General features: G+C 72.2%; 14 protein-coding genes. 6 read left to right on the forward strand and 8 right to left on the reverse strand.

Going from position 1 to position 17,554, the window contains the following annotated elements:
• Nucleotides 1-55: 55 nt before the first annotated feature.
• From MNY62_RS05780 to nhaR, 6 genes are all read right to left on the reverse strand, one after another.
• Nucleotides 56-3,166 carry an efflux RND transporter permease subunit gene (locus MNY62_RS05780; protein ID WP_242343160.1) on the reverse strand — a complete coding sequence of 1,037 codons (3,111 nt, stop codon included), beginning with the start codon at nt 3,164-3,166 and terminating at the stop codon, nt 56-58.
• The gene (locus MNY62_RS05785) at nt 3,163-4,314 is read right to left on the reverse strand and encodes an efflux RND transporter periplasmic adaptor subunit (protein WP_242343161.1); all 1,152 of its coding nucleotides are present in this window, start codon (nt 4,312-4,314) and stop codon (nt 3,163-3,165) included. Before MNY62_RS05785 ends, MNY62_RS05780 begins: the two co-directional genes overlap by 4 nt.
• Entirely contained in the window at nt 4,311-5,807 is a 1,497-nt protein-coding gene (locus tag MNY62_RS05790) for a TolC family protein (RefSeq protein WP_242343162.1), read from the reverse strand. The genes MNY62_RS05785 and MNY62_RS05790 overlap by 4 nt, the downstream gene beginning before the upstream one ends.
• A gap of 68 nt (nt 5,808-5,875) precedes the next feature.
• The gene (gene grxC / locus MNY62_RS05795) at nt 5,876-6,142 is read right to left on the reverse strand and encodes a glutaredoxin 3 (RefSeq protein ID WP_242343163.1); all 267 of its coding nucleotides are present in this window, start codon (nt 6,140-6,142) and stop codon (nt 5,876-5,878) included.
• 14 nt (nt 6,143-6,156) lie between these two features.
• Nucleotides 6,157-7,065: a zinc metalloprotease HtpX gene (locus tag MNY62_RS05800; RefSeq protein ID WP_242343164.1), complete on the reverse strand. Its 909-nt coding sequence runs from the start codon at nt 7,063-7,065 to the stop codon at nt 6,157-6,159.
• A 132-nt stretch (nt 7,066-7,197) separates the two neighbouring features.
• A complete protein-coding gene (nhaR, locus tag MNY62_RS05805; RefSeq protein ID WP_242343258.1) occupies nt 7,198-8,106 on the reverse strand; it encodes a transcriptional activator NhaR in 909 nt (302 codons plus the stop codon).
• A gap of 105 nt (nt 8,107-8,211) precedes the next feature.
• Between nhaR and MNY62_RS05810 the strand changes: the two genes are divergently transcribed.
• On the forward strand, nt 8,212-9,177 hold the full coding sequence (locus MNY62_RS05810) for a TerC family protein (RefSeq protein ID WP_242343165.1): 966 nt from the start codon (nt 8,212-8,214) through the stop codon (nt 9,175-9,177).
• A gap of 12 nt (nt 9,178-9,189) precedes the next feature.
• Here the strand turns inward: MNY62_RS05810 and MNY62_RS05815 are convergent, their stop codons facing one another.
• Nucleotides 9,190-9,507: an SPW repeat domain-containing protein gene (locus MNY62_RS05815; RefSeq protein WP_242343166.1), complete on the reverse strand. Its 318-nt coding sequence runs from the start codon at nt 9,505-9,507 to the stop codon at nt 9,190-9,192.
• A 140-nt stretch (nt 9,508-9,647) separates the two neighbouring features.
• On the reverse strand, nt 9,648-10,508 hold the full coding sequence (purU, locus tag MNY62_RS05820) for a formyltetrahydrofolate deformylase (RefSeq protein ID WP_242343167.1): 861 nt from the start codon (nt 10,506-10,508) through the stop codon (nt 9,648-9,650).
• Nucleotides 10,509-10,998: 490 nt separating this feature from the next.
• Here purU and MNY62_RS05825 point away from each other — a divergent pair, with 490 nt between their 5' ends.
• The 5 genes from MNY62_RS05825 to nrfD all read left to right on the forward strand — a co-directional run bounded on the left by MNY62_RS05825 (nt 10,999) and on the right by nrfD (nt 17,551).
• On the forward strand, nt 10,999-12,774 hold the full coding sequence (locus MNY62_RS05825; protein ID WP_242343168.1) for a sensor histidine kinase: 1,776 nt from the start codon (nt 10,999-11,001) through the stop codon (nt 12,772-12,774).
• Between the two features lie 51 nt (nt 12,775-12,825).
• On the forward strand, nt 12,826-13,359 hold the full coding sequence (locus MNY62_RS05830; protein ID WP_242343169.1) for an archaemetzincin family Zn-dependent metalloprotease: 534 nt from the start codon (nt 12,826-12,828) through the stop codon (nt 13,357-13,359).
• Nucleotides 13,360-13,363: 4 nt separating this feature from the next.
• Nucleotides 13,364-14,764 (forward strand): sigma-54-dependent transcriptional regulator, encoded by a 1,401-nt coding sequence (locus tag MNY62_RS05835; RefSeq protein ID WP_242343170.1) that lies wholly within the window; start codon nt 13,364-13,366, stop codon nt 14,762-14,764.
• Between the two features lie 671 nt (nt 14,765-15,435).
• On the forward strand, nt 15,436-16,329 hold the full coding sequence (locus MNY62_RS05840; RefSeq protein WP_242343171.1) for a 4Fe-4S dicluster domain-containing protein: 894 nt from the start codon (nt 15,436-15,438) through the stop codon (nt 16,327-16,329).
• Nucleotides 16,322-17,551, forward strand: coding sequence for an NrfD/PsrC family molybdoenzyme membrane anchor subunit (nrfD, locus tag MNY62_RS05845; protein WP_242343172.1), 1,230 nt, complete (start codon nt 16,322-16,324; stop codon nt 17,549-17,551). The genes MNY62_RS05840 and nrfD overlap by 8 nt, the downstream gene beginning before the upstream one ends.
• The last annotated feature ends 3 nt before the right edge of the window (nt 17,552-17,554 follow it).

The following is a 17,554-nucleotide window of genomic DNA, read 5'->3' on the forward strand; positions in this document are numbered from 1 at the left end:
CGAGGCTCCGCGCGAAGCCGGGACTGAGGGCGCGCCTCGTGCAGGCGCGCGCGCGTCAGGGCTGCGGCGCGGCGGCGGAGCGGTCGGGCCCGACGCCGCCCGGCTCCGCGGCGCGGCGCCCGCCGAGGCCGCGGAGCCGCTCCATCCACACGTAGAACACCGGCGTCACGTACAGCGTGAGGAACTGCGAGAACACGAGGCCGCCGACGACGGCGAGGCCGAGCGGCTGACGCGACTCCGCGCCCGCGCCGAGCCCGAGGGCGATGGGCAGGGTGCCCATCAGCGCCGCCATCGTGGTCATCATGATGGGCCGGAAGCGCACGAGCGACGCCTCGTGGATCGCGTCGCGCGGTGACTTCCCCCCGCGCTGCGCCTCGATGGCGAAGTCCACCATCATGATGCCGTTCTTCTTCACGAGCCCGACGAGCATGATGACGCCCACGAAGGCGTAGATGGACAGGTCGGTGCGGAACAGGAGCAGCGTGACGAGCGCGCCGAAGCCCGCGAAGGGGAGGGCGGTGAGGATCGTGATGGGGTGGACGAAGCTCTCGTAGAGGATCCCGAGCACCACGTAGATGACGAGGACCGCCATCACGAGGAGCAGCCCGAGGCCGCGCATCGACTCCTGGAAGGCCTGGGCCGTGCCCTGGAACCGCGTGGCGACCGTCGCCGGGAGCACCTCCGCCGCGGCGGCCTCGATGCCCTGCACCGCCTCGCCGAGCGACCGGCCGGGGGCGAGGTTGAAGCTCAAGTTCACCGCCGGGAGCTGCCCGGCGTGGTTCACCGACAGCGGACCCACCGCGCGGCCCAGCCGCGCGATCGTGTCGAGCGGGACGAGCTTTCCGGACGCGCCGGAGCGGACGTAGACGAGCGAGAGGGCGCCCGGGTCGAGGCGGAACCCCGGGTCGAGCTCCATCAGCACGTCGTACTGGTCCTCGGGCGCGTTGATGACGGAGACCCGTCGCGAGCCGAAGGCGGTGTAGAGCGCGTCCTCGATCGCGAGGGGGGCGACCTGGAGCGCGGCGGCGCGGTCGCGGTCGATCGCGACCGTGACGCGCGGCGACGCGAGCCGCAGGTCGGAGTTCACGTCCGCGAGCGCCGGCATCGCGCGCATCCGGGCCTCGAGCGCGGGCGCCGCCTTGTAGAGCGCGTCGGTGTCGGCGTCCTGGAGCGTCACGGAGTACTGGGCGCGCCCGCCGCCCCCCGCGAGCGAGATGGGCGGCGGGTTCATCGGGAACGCCCGGAGCGACGGCACCGCGCCGAGCTCTCCGCGGAGGTCGCGGACCACCTGGTCGACGTGCGCCCGATCGCCGTCCTTGAGCTTCAGGAACACGAAGCCGCTCGAGACGCTGCGGACGGTGGAGTTCGCGTGCTCGACCGCGGGGTGCCGCGTCGCGATCTCCGCGACCTGCCGGTGGGCGCGCACCATCGCGTCCCAGCTCGTGCCCTCCGCCGGCTCGGTGTTGATGAGGAGCCGCCCGGTGTCCTCGCTGGGGAGGAAGCCCTTCGGGACGGCCTGCCAGAGCGGGACCATGAGGACGAGCACGGCGCCGGAGAAGGCGAGCACCGAGCGCGGGTGGGCGAGCGCCCAGGTGAGCCCGCGGTCGTAGAAGCGCAGCAACGCGTCGAACGCGCGCTCGGTGACCTGGTAGAGGCGCCCGTGCCGCTCCGCCGCGTGCGGCTTGAGGAAGCGGGCGCAGAGCAGCGGCGTCAGCGTGAGCGACACGAAGCCGGACACGAGGATCGCCGCGCCGATCGTGACCGCGAACTCCTTGAAGAGCCGCCCGACGAGCCCGCCCATGAAGAGGATCGGGAGGAACACCGCGGCGAGCGAGATCGTCATGGAGAGGATCGTGAACGCGATCTCCTTCGACCCGCGGAACGCCGCCTCCCGCGCGGGCTCGCCGCGCTCCATGTGGCGCACGATGTTCTCGAGCATGACGATGGCGTCGTCCACGACGAAGCCGACCGCCAGCGTGAGCGCCATGAGCGAGAGGTTGTCGAGCGAGTAGCCCATCGCCGCCATGATCCCGAACGTGCCGACGAGCGAGACCGGCAGGGCGAGGCTCGGGATGACGGTCGCGGGCAGGTTCCTGAGGAACAGGAAGATGACGAGGATGACGAGGACGAGCGTGAGGAGGAGCGTGAACTGCACGTCCACGACGGAGTGGCGGATCGACTCGGAGCGGTCGTAGATGACCTTGAGCTCGACGGCCGCGGGGAGCTGCTGGTTGATCGTCGGGAGCAGCTCCTGCACCTCCCGCGCGATCTGCACGGTGTTCGTGCCCGGCTGCCGGCGCACCGCGACGGTGACGCTCCGCTGGTCCTTGCCGTCCTTGACGAACCAGGCGGCGACGCGGTCGTTCTCGACGCCGTCCTTCACCTCGCCGAGGTCGGCGAGGCGGACCGGCGCCCCGTCCCGGAAGGCGACCACCACCTCGCGGAAATCGGCCGCGGTGAGGAGCCCGCCCGTCGCCTCGACGGTGTAGGCGCGGTCCCGCCCCTCGACGACGCCGGTGGGCAGGTTCGCGTTGGCGTTCCGGACCGCCGCCGTGACCTCCTCGAGGCCGAGCCCGCGCGCCTGGAGCGCGCGGGGATCGAGCTGGATGCGCACCGCGTACTTCTGCGCGCCGAAGATCGCCACCTCCGCGACCCCCGGCACCGTCGCGACGCGCTGCGCGACGAGGTCCTGCGCGTACCGGTTCACCTCGGAGAGCGGCAGGGTGGGGGAGGTGAGCGAGAGGTAGAGGATGGGCTGGTCCGCCGGGTTCACCTTCCGGAACGTGGGCGGGTTCGGCATGTTCGCCGGGAGCTGGCCGAGGCTCGCCGAGATCGCCGCCTGCACGTCGAGCGCCGCGGAGTCGATGTCGCGGTCGAGGTCGAACTCGAGCGTGACCGACGTCGAGCCCTGGCTCGACGACGAGTTCATGGTCTTGATGCCGGCGATGTTCGAGAACTGGCGCTCGAGCGGGGTCGCGACCGAGGCGGCCATCGTCTCGGGGCTCGCGCCGGGGAGCGAGGCGTTCACCGAGATGGTGGGGAAGTCGACGACCGGGAGGTCGGAGACGGGCAGGCTCCGGTAGGCGAAGACGCCGAACAGGGTGAAGCTCGCCATGACGAGCGTCGTCATGACGGGCCGGCGGATGAACGGGGCGGAGAGGTTCATCGCGCCGCGCCCTTCGCGGCGCCGTTGCTTTCGCCGGCCCCCGCGGGGCCCCGCTCGCCGAGGAGCTCCACCGGCGCGTCCGGGCGCAGCTTGAGCTGTCCCTCGGTGACGACGAGCTCGCCCGCCGCGATGCCCTCGCCGATCACCGTCTCCGCGTCGCCCGCCTGCTGCACGACGACCGGGCGGAGCACCGCCTTGCGCTCCGCGCTCACGACGTAGGCGTAGTCGCCCTGCTGGCCGGAGGCGACCGCGGACGCGGGCACCACGACGGCGCGGCTCCGCTCGGCGACGCGGAGGAACACGTCGACCACCTGCCCGGGCCAGAGCGTCTCGTCGTCGTTCGCGATGCGCGCCTTGAGCAGGATCGTGCCGGTCGCCGGGTCGACCGCGTTGTCCATGAACGCGAGCGTGGCCTCGACGTCCTCGGCGCCCCCCGCCGGGCGAACGCGCACCGGCAGGCCGATCACGCGCCCGCGCAGCGCCGCCAGGTGGCGCTCGGGGATGGAGAACGCCGCGAAGACCGGCTTCACCTGCTCGATCGTCACGAGCGGCTCCTGCGAGCCCGAGGCGACGAGGTTCCCGGGGTGCACGAGCAGCCGGCCGGTGCGTCCGGCCGAGGGCGCGCGGATCGTGCAGTAGGAGAGGTCGAGCGCGGCGCGGTCCACCGCCGCCTGGTCGGCGACCACCGTCGCGTCGAGCGCGGCGGCGTTCGCCCGGGCGGCGTCGTGCTGCTGGCGGGTCACGTACTCCTTCTCGACCAGCTCGGCGTAGCGCTTCGCGTCGGCGCGCGCGTTCTCCGCGCGCGCCCGGTCCTGCGCGAGCCTCGCCCGCGCCTCGGCGAGCGCGGCCGCGTAGGGGCGGCGGTCGATCTCGAGGAGCAGGTCACCCTTCTTCACCTGCTGACCCTCGGTGAAGCGGACCGCGACGATCGGGCCCGACACCTGCGCGCGCACCGCGACGGACTGGTTCGCGACGATGCGGCCGACCGCGCGCACCTCGACGGGGACGTCCTTCTGGACCGCGCGCTCCGCGCGGACGGCGACGGGGCGGGGCCCGGCCGCGTTTCGGGCGTCTCCGCGCGAGCACGCGGCGAGCGCGCCGCCGAGGAGGAGCGTCGCGGCGGCGATGGAGGTGGTGCGGGAGCTCATGGTGTTCCTCGAGGCGCCTCCGGCGCGGTGGGCGCGTCGGACGGTGCTGGGGCCGCGGGCACCGCGGCGGGGAGATCGAGCCGGCCGCTCGCGCGCGTGAGCTGGGCGAGGGCGACGAGGTAGTCGGAGCGGGCGCGCACGTCCTCGGCCTGGGCGGTCTCGAGGGCGGACTGCGCGTTCAGGAGGTCCAGGATCGAGCCGACGCCCTCCTTGTAACGGCCGCGCGCCACGTCGGAGGACGCGCGGGCGGAGGCGAGGAGGTCGCGGGAGGTCTCGAGTCGACGCCCCGCGCTGGTGAGCCCCTGGTAGCTCGTCCAGACGTCGAGCGCCACGCGCTGCCCGGCGGCGTCGGCGCGGGCGCGCGCGGCGTCCGCCGTGGCGCGCGCGGCGAGCGCGTCGTAGGCAGGGCCGAGCCCCTCGAACATCGGGACGCGCAGGACGAGGCCGGTGGACCAGGTGGTGGTCGGGTCGAGCCCCTCGGGCGCGAGGTAGTGGGTGCGGCCGGCGCTCGCCTGGAACGAGAGGGTCGGCCAGGCCGCGCGGGAGGCCGCGCGAGCGCGCGCGTCCGCGGCGTCCGCCAGGGCGCGCGCGCGGCCCACGTCCGGATTGCGGGCCGCCGCCTGCGCGAGGAGGTCGTCCACCGTGGGTCGGGCTCGCGTCGCGTCCACCTCCGCCGGCAGCGCTCCCACCTCGAGCTCGACGGTGGGCGGGAGCCCCGCGAGCGTGGCGAGCGCACCGCGCAGGGCGAGCGCCTGGCCCTCCGCCTGCTGGAGCGTGAGCTGGACCTGCGAGAGCGCCGTGCGCGCCTGCAGCACGTCGGCGATGGTGGCGACGCCCGCCTTGCGCCGCGCCTCCGCGGCCGCGAGGCTCGTCTCGGCCTGACGCACCGACGACTTCTCCGCCTCGGCGAGGGCGCGGGCGCCCAGGTACTGGAAGTACGTCTGCTGCACCTGGAGCACGAGATCGGCCACCGCCGCGTGCTCCGCGAGGCGCGCCGCGACGAGGAGCCGATCCGCGGCGTCGACGAGCGCGCCCCGCGCGCCGAGGTCGAGGAGGAGCCAGGTGAGGTTCGCGGTCGCGCCCGCGGTCGTGCTCGTCGAGACGGCGCGGCCCGGGCCCCCGCCCGAGCGCTGGCGCAGGAGCGAGGCGTTCGCGTCGATCGACGGCCAGTACAGGCTGCGCTCCGAGCCGGCCTGCGCGGCCGCGGCGCGCGCGTCGTACCAGGTGGCCCTCGTCGTCGGGTCGCGCGAGAGCGCCAGGTCGACGAGGTCGGCGAGCGAACGCGGCGCAGGCGCAGGCGCCGGCTGCTGCGGCGGCGCCGGCGAAGCGGGCGCGACCGCGGACACCTCACGGGCGACGTCCGGGGGCGGAGCCGCGCGGCTCGAGACGTAGCGCGACGGCGAGAGCGTGCCGCACCCGCCCAGCAGCGCGAGGGCGGACGCGGCGACGGCGGCCCGGCGGGCCGCGCTGCTGGAGAGCGCAGGAGGGGGCATCGGTAACCCCCCTTTCTGGAGGAGATGAACCCGTTCGTCAACGTGCTCAGCAGCCGCGACGGCGGCGCTCAGGCCTCGCCGCGCAGGATCGGATCGAGCCGGCCCTCGCGGTCGAGCGCGTCGATGTCCGAGAACCCGCCCAGCGAACGCTCGCCCACGAACACCTGCGGCACCGTCATCTGTCCGCTCTTCTCGACGAGCCAGGCGCGCAGCGCGTCGTCGCCCTCCACGCTGACCTCCTGGTAGGCGACGCCCTTCTTCGCGAGGAGCGCCTTGGCGCGCAGGCAGTACGGGCAGTTCCGCTTCGTGTAGAGGGTCACCTGGGGTGCGGTCATGACGATCTTCTAATCTAGCGGCGCACGAGGCGCGAGCGGTGAGCGCCGCCCTGCGGATCGAAGGCGGGCCCGCGGACGGTCTGCGCGAGCGCGCGGAGGCGGCGGATGCGCTCCTCGGCGGGTGGGTGGGTCGAGAACAGGCGCGAGAGCCCGCCCGCGACCGCGCCGAATGGGTTCACGATGAACAGGCTCGCCGTCGCGGGGGTGGCGGCGCTCGGGAGGTGGTCCGCCGCCCGGTGGAGCTTCTCGAGCGCGCCGGCGAGGGCGAGCGGATCGCCGGAGAGGCGCGCGCCGGTCTCGTCGGCGAGGTACTCGCGCGAGCGCGAGATGCCGAGCTGCACGAGCGTCGCGCCGATGGGCGCGAGGAGCGCGAGCGCGAGTCCGCCCGCGGGGGAGCCGCCCTCGTCGTCGTGGCTCCCGCCCCCGAAGATGCCGGCGAAGGCGAGCGCGTTCGCGACGTGCGAGACCGCGGTCGCGAGCCCGGCGGCCACGCTCGCCACGAGGATGTCGCGGTTCGCCACGTGCGCGATCTCGTGCGCGAGCACGCCGCGCAGCTCGCGCTCGTCGAGGATCTCCGCGATCCCGCGGGTCACGGCCACCACCGCGTGCTTCGGGTTCCGCCCGGTGGCGAACGCGTTCGCGTGCGGATCGTCCATGAAGAACACCCGCGGCTTCGGGATCCCGGCGCGCCCCGCGAGCTCCGCGACGACGGCGTGCAGCCGGGGCGCCTCGGCCTCGGCCAGCTCGCGAGCGCCGTGCATCCTGAGGACGATCCGGTCCGAGAAGAAGTAGCTGAAGAGGTTCATCGCGACCGCGAGCGCGGTGAACAGCCAGAGCGCGTTCGGGCCGAGGCTCGCGCCGATGCCCACGAGGATCGCGGAGAGGGCGCCGAGCAAGAGGACGGTCTTGAGCTGGTTCATCATGGGAATGCCTCCAGGCAGCCCGGCATCAATGTCGCCGGAGGCATCCCCAGTCCATTTCAAAATGTCGGCGCGAGACTGCGAAAAATCCGAGGTAACCTTCCGCCTGGGGCGAGGGGCGCGACTCCTCCCGGATCAGGCGGCGGCGCCGAAGAGCGCGTCGCGCGCCGCCTCGGCGATCGCCACCACCGCGGGATGGCGCAGGCGTCGCTCGACGGTGATGGCGTAGAACGCCTCGCGTACGTCGTCCGCCCTGCCGACGGCCTGCACCCCGAGCTCGGCGCGGATCTCCTCCTCGAGCACGCGCGGCGCGGCGAACACCCCGAGCCCGCGCGCGCCGAACGCCATCATGAGCGCGCTGTCGTCGAACTCGCCGGCGAGCTCGGGGCGGAGACCGAGCCCGTCGAGCCAGGCGTCGAGCGAGCGGCGGAGCGCGGTCCCCGGCGACGGCAGGAGCACGGGTGCCCCCTGCAGCGAGCGCGGAAAGCCCTTCTTGAGGCCTGCGTGGCGCGCCGCAGCGAAGAAGCTCGTCCCGCAGTCGCCGAGGCGATGGTTGAAGGCCTTCACCTTCACCTCCTCCGAGGCGGGAACGTCGGCGATCACCACGTCGAGCTCGTGCAGGGCGAGCGCGGCGAGGAGCTGCGGCAGCGGCCCCTCGCGGCAGACGAGCGTGAGGTCCGGGTGCGCGTCCACCGCCGGCTGGAGCAGGAGCGCGGCCATGCGCTTCGGGATGACGTCGACGACGCCCACGACGAGGCGCAGCCGCTGGCCGGCGGTCGGGAGCCCCTTCACGGCGCGCTGCAGCTCGCTGCCGGTCCGGAAGATGTCGTCCGCGTAGCGGAGGACCGTGCGCCCGACGTCCGTGAGGACGAGCCGCCGCCCTTGCCGCTCGAGCAGCTTCACGCCCAGGCTCGCCTCGAGCGTCTTCAGCTGGTTCGAGATGGTCGGCTGCGCGAGCCGCAGCTCCTGGCTGGCCTTGGCGATGCTGCCCGCGCGCGCCACCGTCCAGAAGTAGAAGAGGTGATGGTAGTTGAGCCACTCCATGGTGAGGGAAAGTCTAACGGACACCGTGAAACTTTCTCATCCTGAGCGGGGCGGGGCCGTCTATGAAGAGGCAGCGCCGCGGCCGGCGCACGGGAGACGAACCGGATGAGCGAGAGCGTGGGCACCCCCGGGCTGTGGGCGGGGTTCATCATCTTCGTGCTGGTGCTGCTCGCGCTCGACCTCGGCGTCTTCAACCGCAAGGACCACGTCATCTCCGCGAAGGAGGCGCTCCGCTGGACGGCCGTCTGGATCGGCCTCGCCTTCGTGTTCAACGGCCTCGTCTGGTGGCGGTTCGGGGCGGGACCGGCCATCGAGTTCCTGACCGGCTACCTCATCGAGAAGTCACTCTCGGTCGACAACCTCTTCGTCTTCGTCATCATCTTCGGGACCTTCGCGATCCCCGCCGCCTACCAGCACCGCGTGCTGTTCTGGGGCATCCTCACCGCGCTCGTCCTGCGCGCGCTCATGATCCTCGGCGGGAGCGCGCTCCTCTCGCGCTTCCACTGGCTCATCTACGTGTTCGGCGCGTTCCTGCTCGCCACCGGCGTCCGGCTGTTCTTCCACAAGGGCGACGAGCACCATCACCCGGAGCGGAGCTGGGCGTTCCGCGTCCTCAGGAAGATCGTCCCCTCGACCCACCGCATCGAGGGGCACGCCTTCTTCCTCCGCGACGCGGGCCGCCTCGTCGCGACGCCGCTCTTCCTCGCGCTCGCGCTCATCGAGATCTCCGACGTCGTGTTCGCGCTCGACTCCATCCCCGCGATCTTCGGCGTGACGCTCGACCCGTTCATCGTCTTCACGTCCAACATCTTCGCGATCATGGGGCTCCGCTCGCTCTACTTCGCGGTCGCGCAGCTCCTCAGCCGCTTCGAGTACCTCTCGGCGGGGCTCGCCGCGGTGCTCGTCTTCATCGGCGCGAAGATGCTCGCGTCGCGCTGGGTCCACGTGCACGCGCTCGTCTCGCTCGCCGTGGTGGTCGCGCTCCTCGCCGGCGCGGTGATCTTCTCGCTCGTGAAGACGCGCCGGGCCGCGGCGCCCGCCGCCGCGCAGCGCGCATCCTCCGGGACGTGACGGACCCGCGCGTCAGGCCTGCGCGCGGGCCCGGCGGTACATCGTGCCTGGCACGAGCGACAGGAGCAGCATCGCGACGGCCACGGCGAGGTCGTTCCAGCGCGCCACCGGCGAGCGCTGCGGCAGGACGAGCGCGGCGACGAGCAGCCAGGCCGAGAGCGCGGTGTTCGCGAAGCGCGCCTTCGCCTTCGTCATCCCCAGGACCGCGAAGATCGCGGCGAGGAGCCCCACCGCCCACGCGTTGGTGAACGAGGGCGTGGTGCGCGGCCAGGCGAAGGCGGAGAAGAACAGCCAGAGCGCGAGGATCAGGTTGAGCGTCCGGGCGGGCATTCGGACCTCCTCGCGCTGAAGATGGGTCGGCCCGTCGCGCGAGGCCCGCCCTCCCGTCCGGAGCGCGCCCGCCGCCCCCGCCGCCCGCTCGCTCGGGCGTCCGGCGGTCTCCAGCATCGGCGGCGCGACGCTCCGGCGGGTCAGTCGAACACGACGGTCTTGTTGCCGTGGACGATGATCCGGTCCTCGCAGTGCCAGCGCACGGCGCGCGCGAGCACGCGCCGCTCGAGATCGCGGCCGAGCCGCTTCAGATCGTCGACCGAGTGGCGGTGCGTCACGCGCCCGACGTCCTGCTCGATGATCGGGCCGGCGTCGAGCTCGGCGGTGACGTAGTGCGCGGTGGCGCCGACGATCTTCACCCCGCGCTCGTGCGCCTGGCGGTAGGGGTCCGCGCCCACGAACGCCGGCAGGAAGGAGTGGTGGATGTTGATCATCCGCTTCGGCCAGCGCGCGACGAGCTCGGGCGAGACGATCTGCATGTAGCGCGCGAGGACCACGAGATCGGCGCGCCCGTCGACGAGCTCGCCGAGCCGCGCCTCCGCCTCTGCGCGGATCTCGCGCGTGTTCGGCACGTGCTCGAACTGCACCCCGAACGCCTCGACGGCCGGGCGCAGGTCGGGGTGGTTCGAGACGACGAGCGCGACGTCGCCGCCGAGGTCGCCGCGCTTCCACGTCCAGAGGAGCTCGAGCATCGCGTGGTCGTGCTTCGAGACCAGGATCGCGACCCGCTTGCGCCGGGAGGAGAGCGTGAGGCGCCAGTCCATCGCGAACGGCCGCGCGACGTCGAGCGCGAACGCCCGCTCGAGGTCCTCCGGCGGGAGGTCCAGCCGATCCGTCTGGAACTCGAGCCGCGTGAAGTAGACGCCGCCCTCCTCCTCGGCGGTGTGCTGATCGAAGTCGGTGATGTTCGCCCCGTGGCGGAAGAGGAAGCTCGAGATCGCGGCGACGATCCCGGGGCGGTCGGGGCACTGGACGAGCAGGATGGCGCGTGGGTGGGTCACGGGACCGGGCAGGCTAGCAAAAAAGCGGGGCCGGACGCGCGCACCCAGCGCTCGCACGCGCGTCCAGCCCCGGCCCCCTCCCGTTGAAACCCGTGAGCATGTTTTGACGCTGCGACCGGCGTGCCATCGGCTCGCGCAGAAGAACCCCGGAAATTCCGGCGGTTTCCCTCGTGCCGTCTTTCGTCGACCTCGTCGGGCTGGGGCAATTGGCGCAGGGGTGGGGAGGGCGGCCCATCGTGCGACCCGGGCTCATGACGTGGCGGCCGTCAGTGAGCGCGCCGAACCCAGGTTGCGCGCGGCGATCGCCCAGCGCGACGGAGCGCGGACGCCGGCCCGCGACGCAGCCAAAAGGTGCGACAATACAGCGCAATCGCGCCCCAAAGATTGTGCGCCGGAATGCGTCGGTGTTGATGTGGGACAAGGCTCGCGCCCACATCTCGGGCGTATCGGTGGGCGAGCGTCGCGACGGAGGTCTTCCGGGAGGGGGAGGATGTCCAGGGCCGCAGGGAACCCGGCCGAGAGCACGCCGCCCAAGGGCGAGCGGGCGCCCGCGGAGCAGCAGCCCGCCCCGGCCGGCGACGACGCGCGCGCCCTCGAGCGGCTCGCGCGCGCGATCGCGCCGCGCTCGGTCGGGGACCTCGGCTTCGACATCCCCTGGCGGCAGCGGCTCTCGACCCGGCTCTTCACGATGATCGGCGTCGTCGCCCTGGGCGTCGTCGCCGCGTTCTTCTTCGCGGAGGTGGCGGTGCAGCGTCACCTCCTCTCCCAGGTCGTCGCCGAGTCCGATCTCCTCAGCCACACGATCCGCAACGCGCTCCACCGCGCCATGCTCCAGGACCGGCGCGGCGACGCCTACCTCATCATGCAGGACATCGCGCGCCAGCCCGGGATCGAGAAGGTCCGCATGATGGACGCGGACGGGCGCATCACCTTCTCGACCGAGCGGGTGGAGATCGGCCGCAGCGTGGATCGCAACGCGGAGGCGTGCTCCGGGTGCCACGCCGCCGGCGAGCCGCTCCACCGCGTGGAGCTCAAGGAGCGGAGCCGGGTGTTCACCCCGAACGGCCACCGCGTCCTCGGGATCGTCACCCCCATCTACAACGAGGCGTCCTGCTCGGCCGCGGCGTGCCACGCGCACCCGGTCGAGCGGAAGGTGCTCGGCGTCCTCGACGTCGGGGTGTCGCTCACGCGCCTCGACGCCGAGACGGCGGGGTTCCGCGGGCGCACGCTCGCGGCGGCGGCAGCGGCGGCGGCGCTCCTCGGCCTCTTCGTGTGGCTCTTCACGGGCCAGCACCTGATGCGCCCCGTCGCCGCGCTCGTCCAGGCGACGCGCCGGGTCGCCCGCGATCAGCTCGAGCTCGAGATCCCGGTCACCTGGAGCGGCGAGCTCGGCCTCCTCGGCGCGTCGTTCAACGAGATGACGCGCTCCCTGCGGAAGGCGAAGGGCGACCTCGACGCGCTCATGCACAGCCTCGAGCGGCAGGTGCAGGAGCGGACGGCCGCGCTGAGCGCGGCGCAGGATCAGCTCGTCCGGAACGAGAAGCTCTCCTCCCTCGGCAAGCTCTCCGCCTCGATCGCGCACGAGATCAACAACCCGCTCGCCGGGATCCTCACGTTCGCGAAGCTCATCGTGCGGACGCTCGAGGCGGGCGTCCCGGACGAGCCGACGCGGCGCGCGCTCATCAAGCACCTCCACCTCGTCGAGCGCGAGACCGAGCGCTGCAGCGCCATCGTCCGCAACCTGCTCGACTTCGCGCGCGAGCGGCCGCTCGCGGTGAAGGACGTGAACGTGAACGAGGTCGTCGACGAGGCCCTGCAGCTGCTCGCGAACCAGATCCACATCCAGGGCATCACGCTCGAGAAGCGGCTCGGCGACGTCCCGGTCGTCGCCGCCGACTTCGGCCAGCTCCGCCAGGCGTGCGTGAACGTCGTCATGAACGCGTGCGAGGCGATGGGGCGCGGGGGCCGGCTCGAGATCGAGAGCGCGCTCGTGGAGGGCGGCCGCTGGGTGGAGCTCTCGTTCGCAGACACCGGTCCCGGCATCGCGCCCGAGCACCTCTCCAAGATCTTCGACCCGTTCTTCACCACGAAGGAGCGCGGCACGGGGCTCGGGCTCTCCGTCGTCTACGGCATCGTCGAGCGGCACGGCGGCAAGGTCGAGCTCGAGAGCGAGGTCGGGAAGGGGACGCGCATCGCGCTGCGCATCCCGCCGCGGCCCGCGGCGGGCGTGTCGGCGCCGGACGTCCCGGCGGGAGGGGCGGGATGAGCGCGCGTGGGCGGCGAGGAGCGGCATGCGTCGAGGCCCCCGGGAACCGGAATGCTCTCGATCTTCGTCTGGTGGATCGGTGAGGGAGAGGTCGATCGCGAGCTGATGGAGCACGTCCGCGTCCACCTCGCCGCCGCCTTCGGCCGCCCCGTGTTCCTCTGGGAGTCCCCGGAGCGGCCTCGCCACGCCTACGACGAGAAGCGCAAGCAGCACCGGACGACGCCGATCCTGAGCTGGCTCGGCGAGGCCGGTCCGGGCGCCGGCAAGGTGCTCGGCATCACCGACGGTGACCTGTTCATTCCGATCCTCACCTACGTGTTCGGCGAGGCCCAGCTCGGGGGCGGGGCGGCGGTGGTCTCGCTGAGGCGGCTCGTCGAGCCCGGCCCGGGTGGCCGGGCGCTGCTCGCCCTGCGGCTCGCCAAGGAGGCGGTGCACGAGGTCGGGCACGCGTTCGGCCTCGTCCACTGCGGTCACGAGCGCTGCGTCATGTCGCGCTCTCCCGCGGTCCGCGAGGTGGACGCGAAAGGCGTCGACCTGTGCGCCGAGTGTCGCAGCCACCTGGACGACGTCTCCGGAGGAGCGTGAAGCCATGGCGAACGAGAGGACCCGCATCCTGGTGGTGGATGACGAGGAGATCGTCCGCGAGTCTCTGGGCGGCTGGCTCGAGAAGGACGGCTACACCGTGGGGACGATGCCCGAAGGGCGCTCTGCGATCGAGGCGCTCAAGGGCGAGCGCTGGTCGATCATGATCGTCGACCTGAAGATGCCGGGCATGGACGGGCTCCAGGTGCTCGAGGAGGCGAAGAAGCTCCAGCCCGACGTCGCCGTGGTGATCATGACGGCCTACGCGACGGTCGACACGGCCGTGACCGCGATGAAGATGGGCGCCTACGACTACCTCGTGAAGCCGTTCGATCCCGAGGAGCTGTCGCTCATGATGCAGAAGATCGTCTCCCAGCAGTCGCTCGTGCGGGAGAACGCGGTGCTGCGCCAGGCGCTGAGACAGGAGTACCGCTTCCGCGACCTGCTCTCGAAGAGCCCGGCGATGCAGTCCGTGTTCGAGCTCGCCCGCACCGCCGCCCGCTCGAACTCGACGATCCTCGTCCTCGGCGAGTCCGGCAGCGGCAAGGAGGTGCTCGCCCGCGCGATCCACGCCGAGAGCCCGCGGGCCGGCGGTCCGTTCGTGGCGGTCTCCTGCGCGGCGCTGACCGAGAGCCTGCTCGAGTCGGAGCTGTTCGGTCACGAGAAGGGCGCGTTCACCGGCGCCATCTCCCGCCGCAAGGGGAAGTTCGAGGCGGCGCACGGCGGCACCCTCTTCCTCGACGAGGTGGGCGACATCGGCCCGAAGCTGCAGCTCGATCTGCTGCGCGTGCTCGAGGAGCGCCGCTTCCACCGCGTGGGCGGCAACGAGCCCATCGAGGTGGACGTGCGGATCGTCGCAGCCACGAACCGCGACCTGCGCCGGGCCGCGCGCGAGGGCAAGTTCCGCGAGGACCTGTTCTACCGCCTGAACGTCATCCCGATCCTCATCCCTCCGCTCCGCGAGCGCCGGGAGGACATCCCGCTCCTCGTCGAGAACTTCGTCGAGCGGCTCGCGGTGGAGATGAAGCGACGGGTCGACGGGCTTACGCCCGAGGCGATGAGCGCCCTCATGGCGCACGACTGGCCGGGCAACGTGCGCGAGCTCAGGAACGTGCTCGAGCGCGGCGCCGTCGTGGCGACCGGCCCCGTCATCCAGCTCTCCGATCTGGGGCTCCCCGCGAAGCTCGACGCGCAGCCCCGGCACGGAACGCTCGCGTCGCTCGAGGAGGTCGAGCGGCGGCACGTCGCAGCCATGCTGGCGCACACCAACGGGAACGTCAGCCAGTCGGCCCGCATCCTCGGGATCGACCGCGTGACCCTCTACAACAAGATGAAGAAGTGGGGGCTCCGCAGGGACGGCGAGGAGGCGGAGGTCACGCCCGGAACGGAGCCCAGCGCGGGCAGGTAGGGACGGCCTGCTCGCGCGGCGCCTCGACCGGCTCCGGCCCACCCGTGGTGAGGTGGACGGCGGAGCACCCTGCATGGGCGGCGAGCGGAGCGAGCCGTTCGCGCGAGCCCTCCGGATGAGCGGCGAGCCCGCTCGGCTGAAGGGCCCGCGGTGCGTGCTGCGACGATGGGCCGCGCGGGCCGCCTCAGCGCGCGGATCGCCTGTGAGCGCGCGCTGCCCCGCCGGCACGAAGAGCCTCGCCTGGGCCCAGCGCGGGCGCCGTTGAATCCCTCCACGGCCGTCGAGTAACTCGCCAGCGCGCCTTCGATCGCACGCAACCGCGCGTGATCGTGCACGAACGTCCGAGCCATCCGGGCGGCCCCCACCGCGGGTCGTCGAGATTCTCGACGACGCCGGCCGCTCCGAGGGGACGTCGAGGCGCGGGAGCGCAACGGCGCGATCGAAGTAACCCTGCGTAAACAATCGCCGAACCGACGCGCGCCCGCGCTCGCCACCGCGATGGCCCGCCGCGTGCTCTAGCGACCAGGCAGGGAAGGCAACCACCCCGCAGGAAATCGAAAGGAGCGACGCCATGATGTTCGCCTTCGTGTTCGCGCTGTTCGGAGTCGCGGTGCTCGGAACCCTGAACCTCGCCGCCGCCCGCTAGGCGCCTCGAGCCGCCGGAGACGACCATGAGGATCGGACGCAGAGGGTTCTTCAAGATCGCCGCAGTGACGGCAGGGGCCGCGGGCGCCGCTTCGGCGTCGGCGGCCTTGCCGCACGCGGAGGGGACGGACGGGCCAGGCGTGCTCGTCGACACGACCCTCTGCGTCGGCTGCCGCGCCTGCGAGGCCGCGTGTGCCGAGAAGAACGCGCTCCCGGCGCCGCCGGCGAGCGACGACGTGATGCGGGAGCGGCGCGACACCGCCCCGCAGGTCTTCACCGTCGTGAACCGAGCCGAGAAGGACGACGGGACCGTCCGCTTCGCGAAGAAGCAGTGCATGCACTGCATCGCGCCCGGCTGCGCGTCCGCGTGCCCGGTTCGCGCGATGAACAAGACGGCGGAAGGCCCGGTGGTCTACGACGCGTCGAAGTGCATGGGCTGCCGCTACTGCATGATCGCCTGCCCGTTCGACGTGCCGAAGTACGAGTACGACAGCTGGAAGCCGCGCGTGCGGAAGTGCTCGTTCTGCGCGGACCGCCAGGCGAAGGGCCTGAAGCCCGCGTGCACCGAGGTGTGCCCGTCCGGCGCGCTCACCTTCGGCCGCCGCTCGGAGCTCCTCGAGCTCGCGAAGACCCGCATCTACACGAACCCCGGCAAGTACGTGTCGCACGTGTACGGCGAGCACGAGGCCGGCGGGACGAGCTGGCTGTACATCACCGACGTCGATCTCGAGAAGCTCGCGCTCCGCACCGACGTCCCGGAGCGGGACATCCCGAGCCTCGTCTCCGGCGCGCTCGGCGCCCCGCCGTTCGTGATGACCCTGTGGCCCCCGCTGCTGATGGGGCTCTACGCGTTCTCGCGTCGCCGCGACACGGTCGAGGGCGACGCGCAGGAGAACGGGAAGGAGGACCGCCATGGCTAGCGCGCAGGCCGGTGCCGCGCTCGCGGCGCACCCGTCGTTCGTCCGCGAGAAGATCCTGCTCGGCATGAGCGTGCGCGAGTACGTCCGCTCCTGCTGCACCCCCGCGAACGCGATCGCCGCGGCCATCCTGGTCGTCGGCGTCCCGATCCTCGTCTACCGGTTCATCGCGGGCCTCGGCGCCACGACGGCCCTGTCCCAGACCGCCCCGTGGGGCCTCTGGATCGGGTTCGACATGATGACGGGGATCGCGCTCGCCGCGGGCGGGTTCACCATCGGCGCGACCGTCCAGCTCTTCGGGTTGAAGGCGTACCACCCGATCGAGCGGCCGGCGATCCTCACGGCCTTCCTCGGCTACGTGATGGCCGTCATCGGGCTGCTCGCCGACCTCGGCCGGCCGTGGAACATCGTCATGGCGATCTTCAACTACGGCACCGCCTCGGCGCTGTTCGAGGTCGCCTGGTGCGTCATGTGCTACACGACCGTGCTCCTCCTCGAGTTCACGGTCCCCGTGTTCGAGTGGCTCGGCTGGAAGAAGCTCCACTCGGTCATGCGCAAGGCGCTCATCGGGCTCACGGTCCTGTCCGTGATGTTCTCGACCATGCACCAGAGCGCGCTCGGCTCGCTCTTCCTGCTCGCGCCGACGAAGCTCCACCCGCTCTGGTACACGCCGTACATCTTCGTCTTCTTCTTCATCTCCGCGATCATCGCGGGGATCTCGATGGTCATCGTCGAGTCGATGCTCTCGCACCGCGCGTTCCACGCCCAGGTCGCCGGGCAGCACGTCGACGTCGACAAGCTGACGCTGGGGCTCGGGAAGGCGGGGGCGCTCGTGATGTTCGCCTACTTCTTCCTGAAGCTGCAGGGGGTCATCGACGGGCACGCCTGGGGCTACCTCGCCACCGGCTACGGGGCGTGGTTCCTCGTGGAGATCGTCGGGTTCGTCCTCGTCCCCGCGCTCCTCTACGCCTACGGCTCGCGGAACGGCAACGTGAAGCTCGTCCGGGCCGCCGCGGTGATGGGGGTCCTCTCGATCATCCTGAACCGCCTCAACGTCTCGATCGTCGCATTCAACTGGAACCAGCCGGTCCGCTACGTGCCGTCGGCGAGCGAGGTGATCGTCTCGATCACGCTCGTGACCATCGGCGTGCTGGCGTTCCGCTGGATCGTGAACCGCATGCCCATCCTCCGCGAGGACCCGAGCTTCGCGGAAGGGCAGCACTGAGGG

The sequence above is a fragment of the Anaeromyxobacter terrae genome (genome assembly GCF_022690685.1).
Taxonomy (GTDB): Bacteria; Myxococcota; Myxococcia; order Myxococcales; family Anaeromyxobacteraceae; genus Anaeromyxobacter; species Anaeromyxobacter terrae.

Excerpts from the sequence above, each read along its gene's own strand:
- MNY62_RS05780 (WP_242343160.1), bottom strand. The coding sequence starts at position 3,166 with ATGAACCTCTCCGCCCCGTTCATCCGCCGGCCCGTCATGACGACGCTC.
- MNY62_RS05785 (WP_242343161.1), bottom strand. The coding sequence starts at position 4,314 with ATGAGCTCCCGCACCACCTCCATCGCCGCCGCGACGCTCCTCCTCGGC.
- MNY62_RS05790 (WP_242343162.1), bottom strand. The coding sequence starts at position 5,807 with ATGCCCCCTCCTGCGCTCTCCAGCAGCGCGGCCCGCCGGGCCGCCGTC.
- grxC (WP_242343163.1), bottom strand. The coding sequence starts at position 6,142 with ATGACCGCACCCCAGGTGACCCTCTACACGAAGCGGAACTGCCCGTAC.
- MNY62_RS05800 (WP_242343164.1), bottom strand. The coding sequence starts at position 7,065 with ATGATGAACCAGCTCAAGACCGTCCTCTTGCTCGGCGCCCTCTCCGCG.
- nhaR (WP_242343258.1), bottom strand. The coding sequence starts at position 8,106 with ATGGAGTGGCTCAACTACCATCACCTCTTCTACTTCTGGACGGTGGCG.
- MNY62_RS05810 (WP_242343165.1), top strand. The coding sequence starts at position 8,212 with ATGAGCGAGAGCGTGGGCACCCCCGGGCTGTGGGCGGGGTTCATCATC.
- MNY62_RS05815 (WP_242343166.1), bottom strand. The coding sequence starts at position 9,507 with ATGCCCGCCCGGACGCTCAACCTGATCCTCGCGCTCTGGCTGTTCTTC.
- MNY62_RS05825 (WP_242343168.1), top strand. The coding sequence starts at position 10,999 with ATGTCCAGGGCCGCAGGGAACCCGGCCGAGAGCACGCCGCCCAAGGGC.
- MNY62_RS05830 (WP_242343169.1), top strand. The coding sequence starts at position 12,826 with ATGCTCTCGATCTTCGTCTGGTGGATCGGTGAGGGAGAGGTCGATCGC.
- MNY62_RS05835 (WP_242343170.1), top strand. The coding sequence starts at position 13,364 with ATGGCGAACGAGAGGACCCGCATCCTGGTGGTGGATGACGAGGAGATC.
- MNY62_RS05840 (WP_242343171.1), top strand. The coding sequence starts at position 15,436 with ATGAGGATCGGACGCAGAGGGTTCTTCAAGATCGCCGCAGTGACGGCA.
- nrfD (WP_242343172.1), top strand. The coding sequence starts at position 16,322 with ATGGCTAGCGCGCAGGCCGGTGCCGCGCTCGCGGCGCACCCGTCGTTC.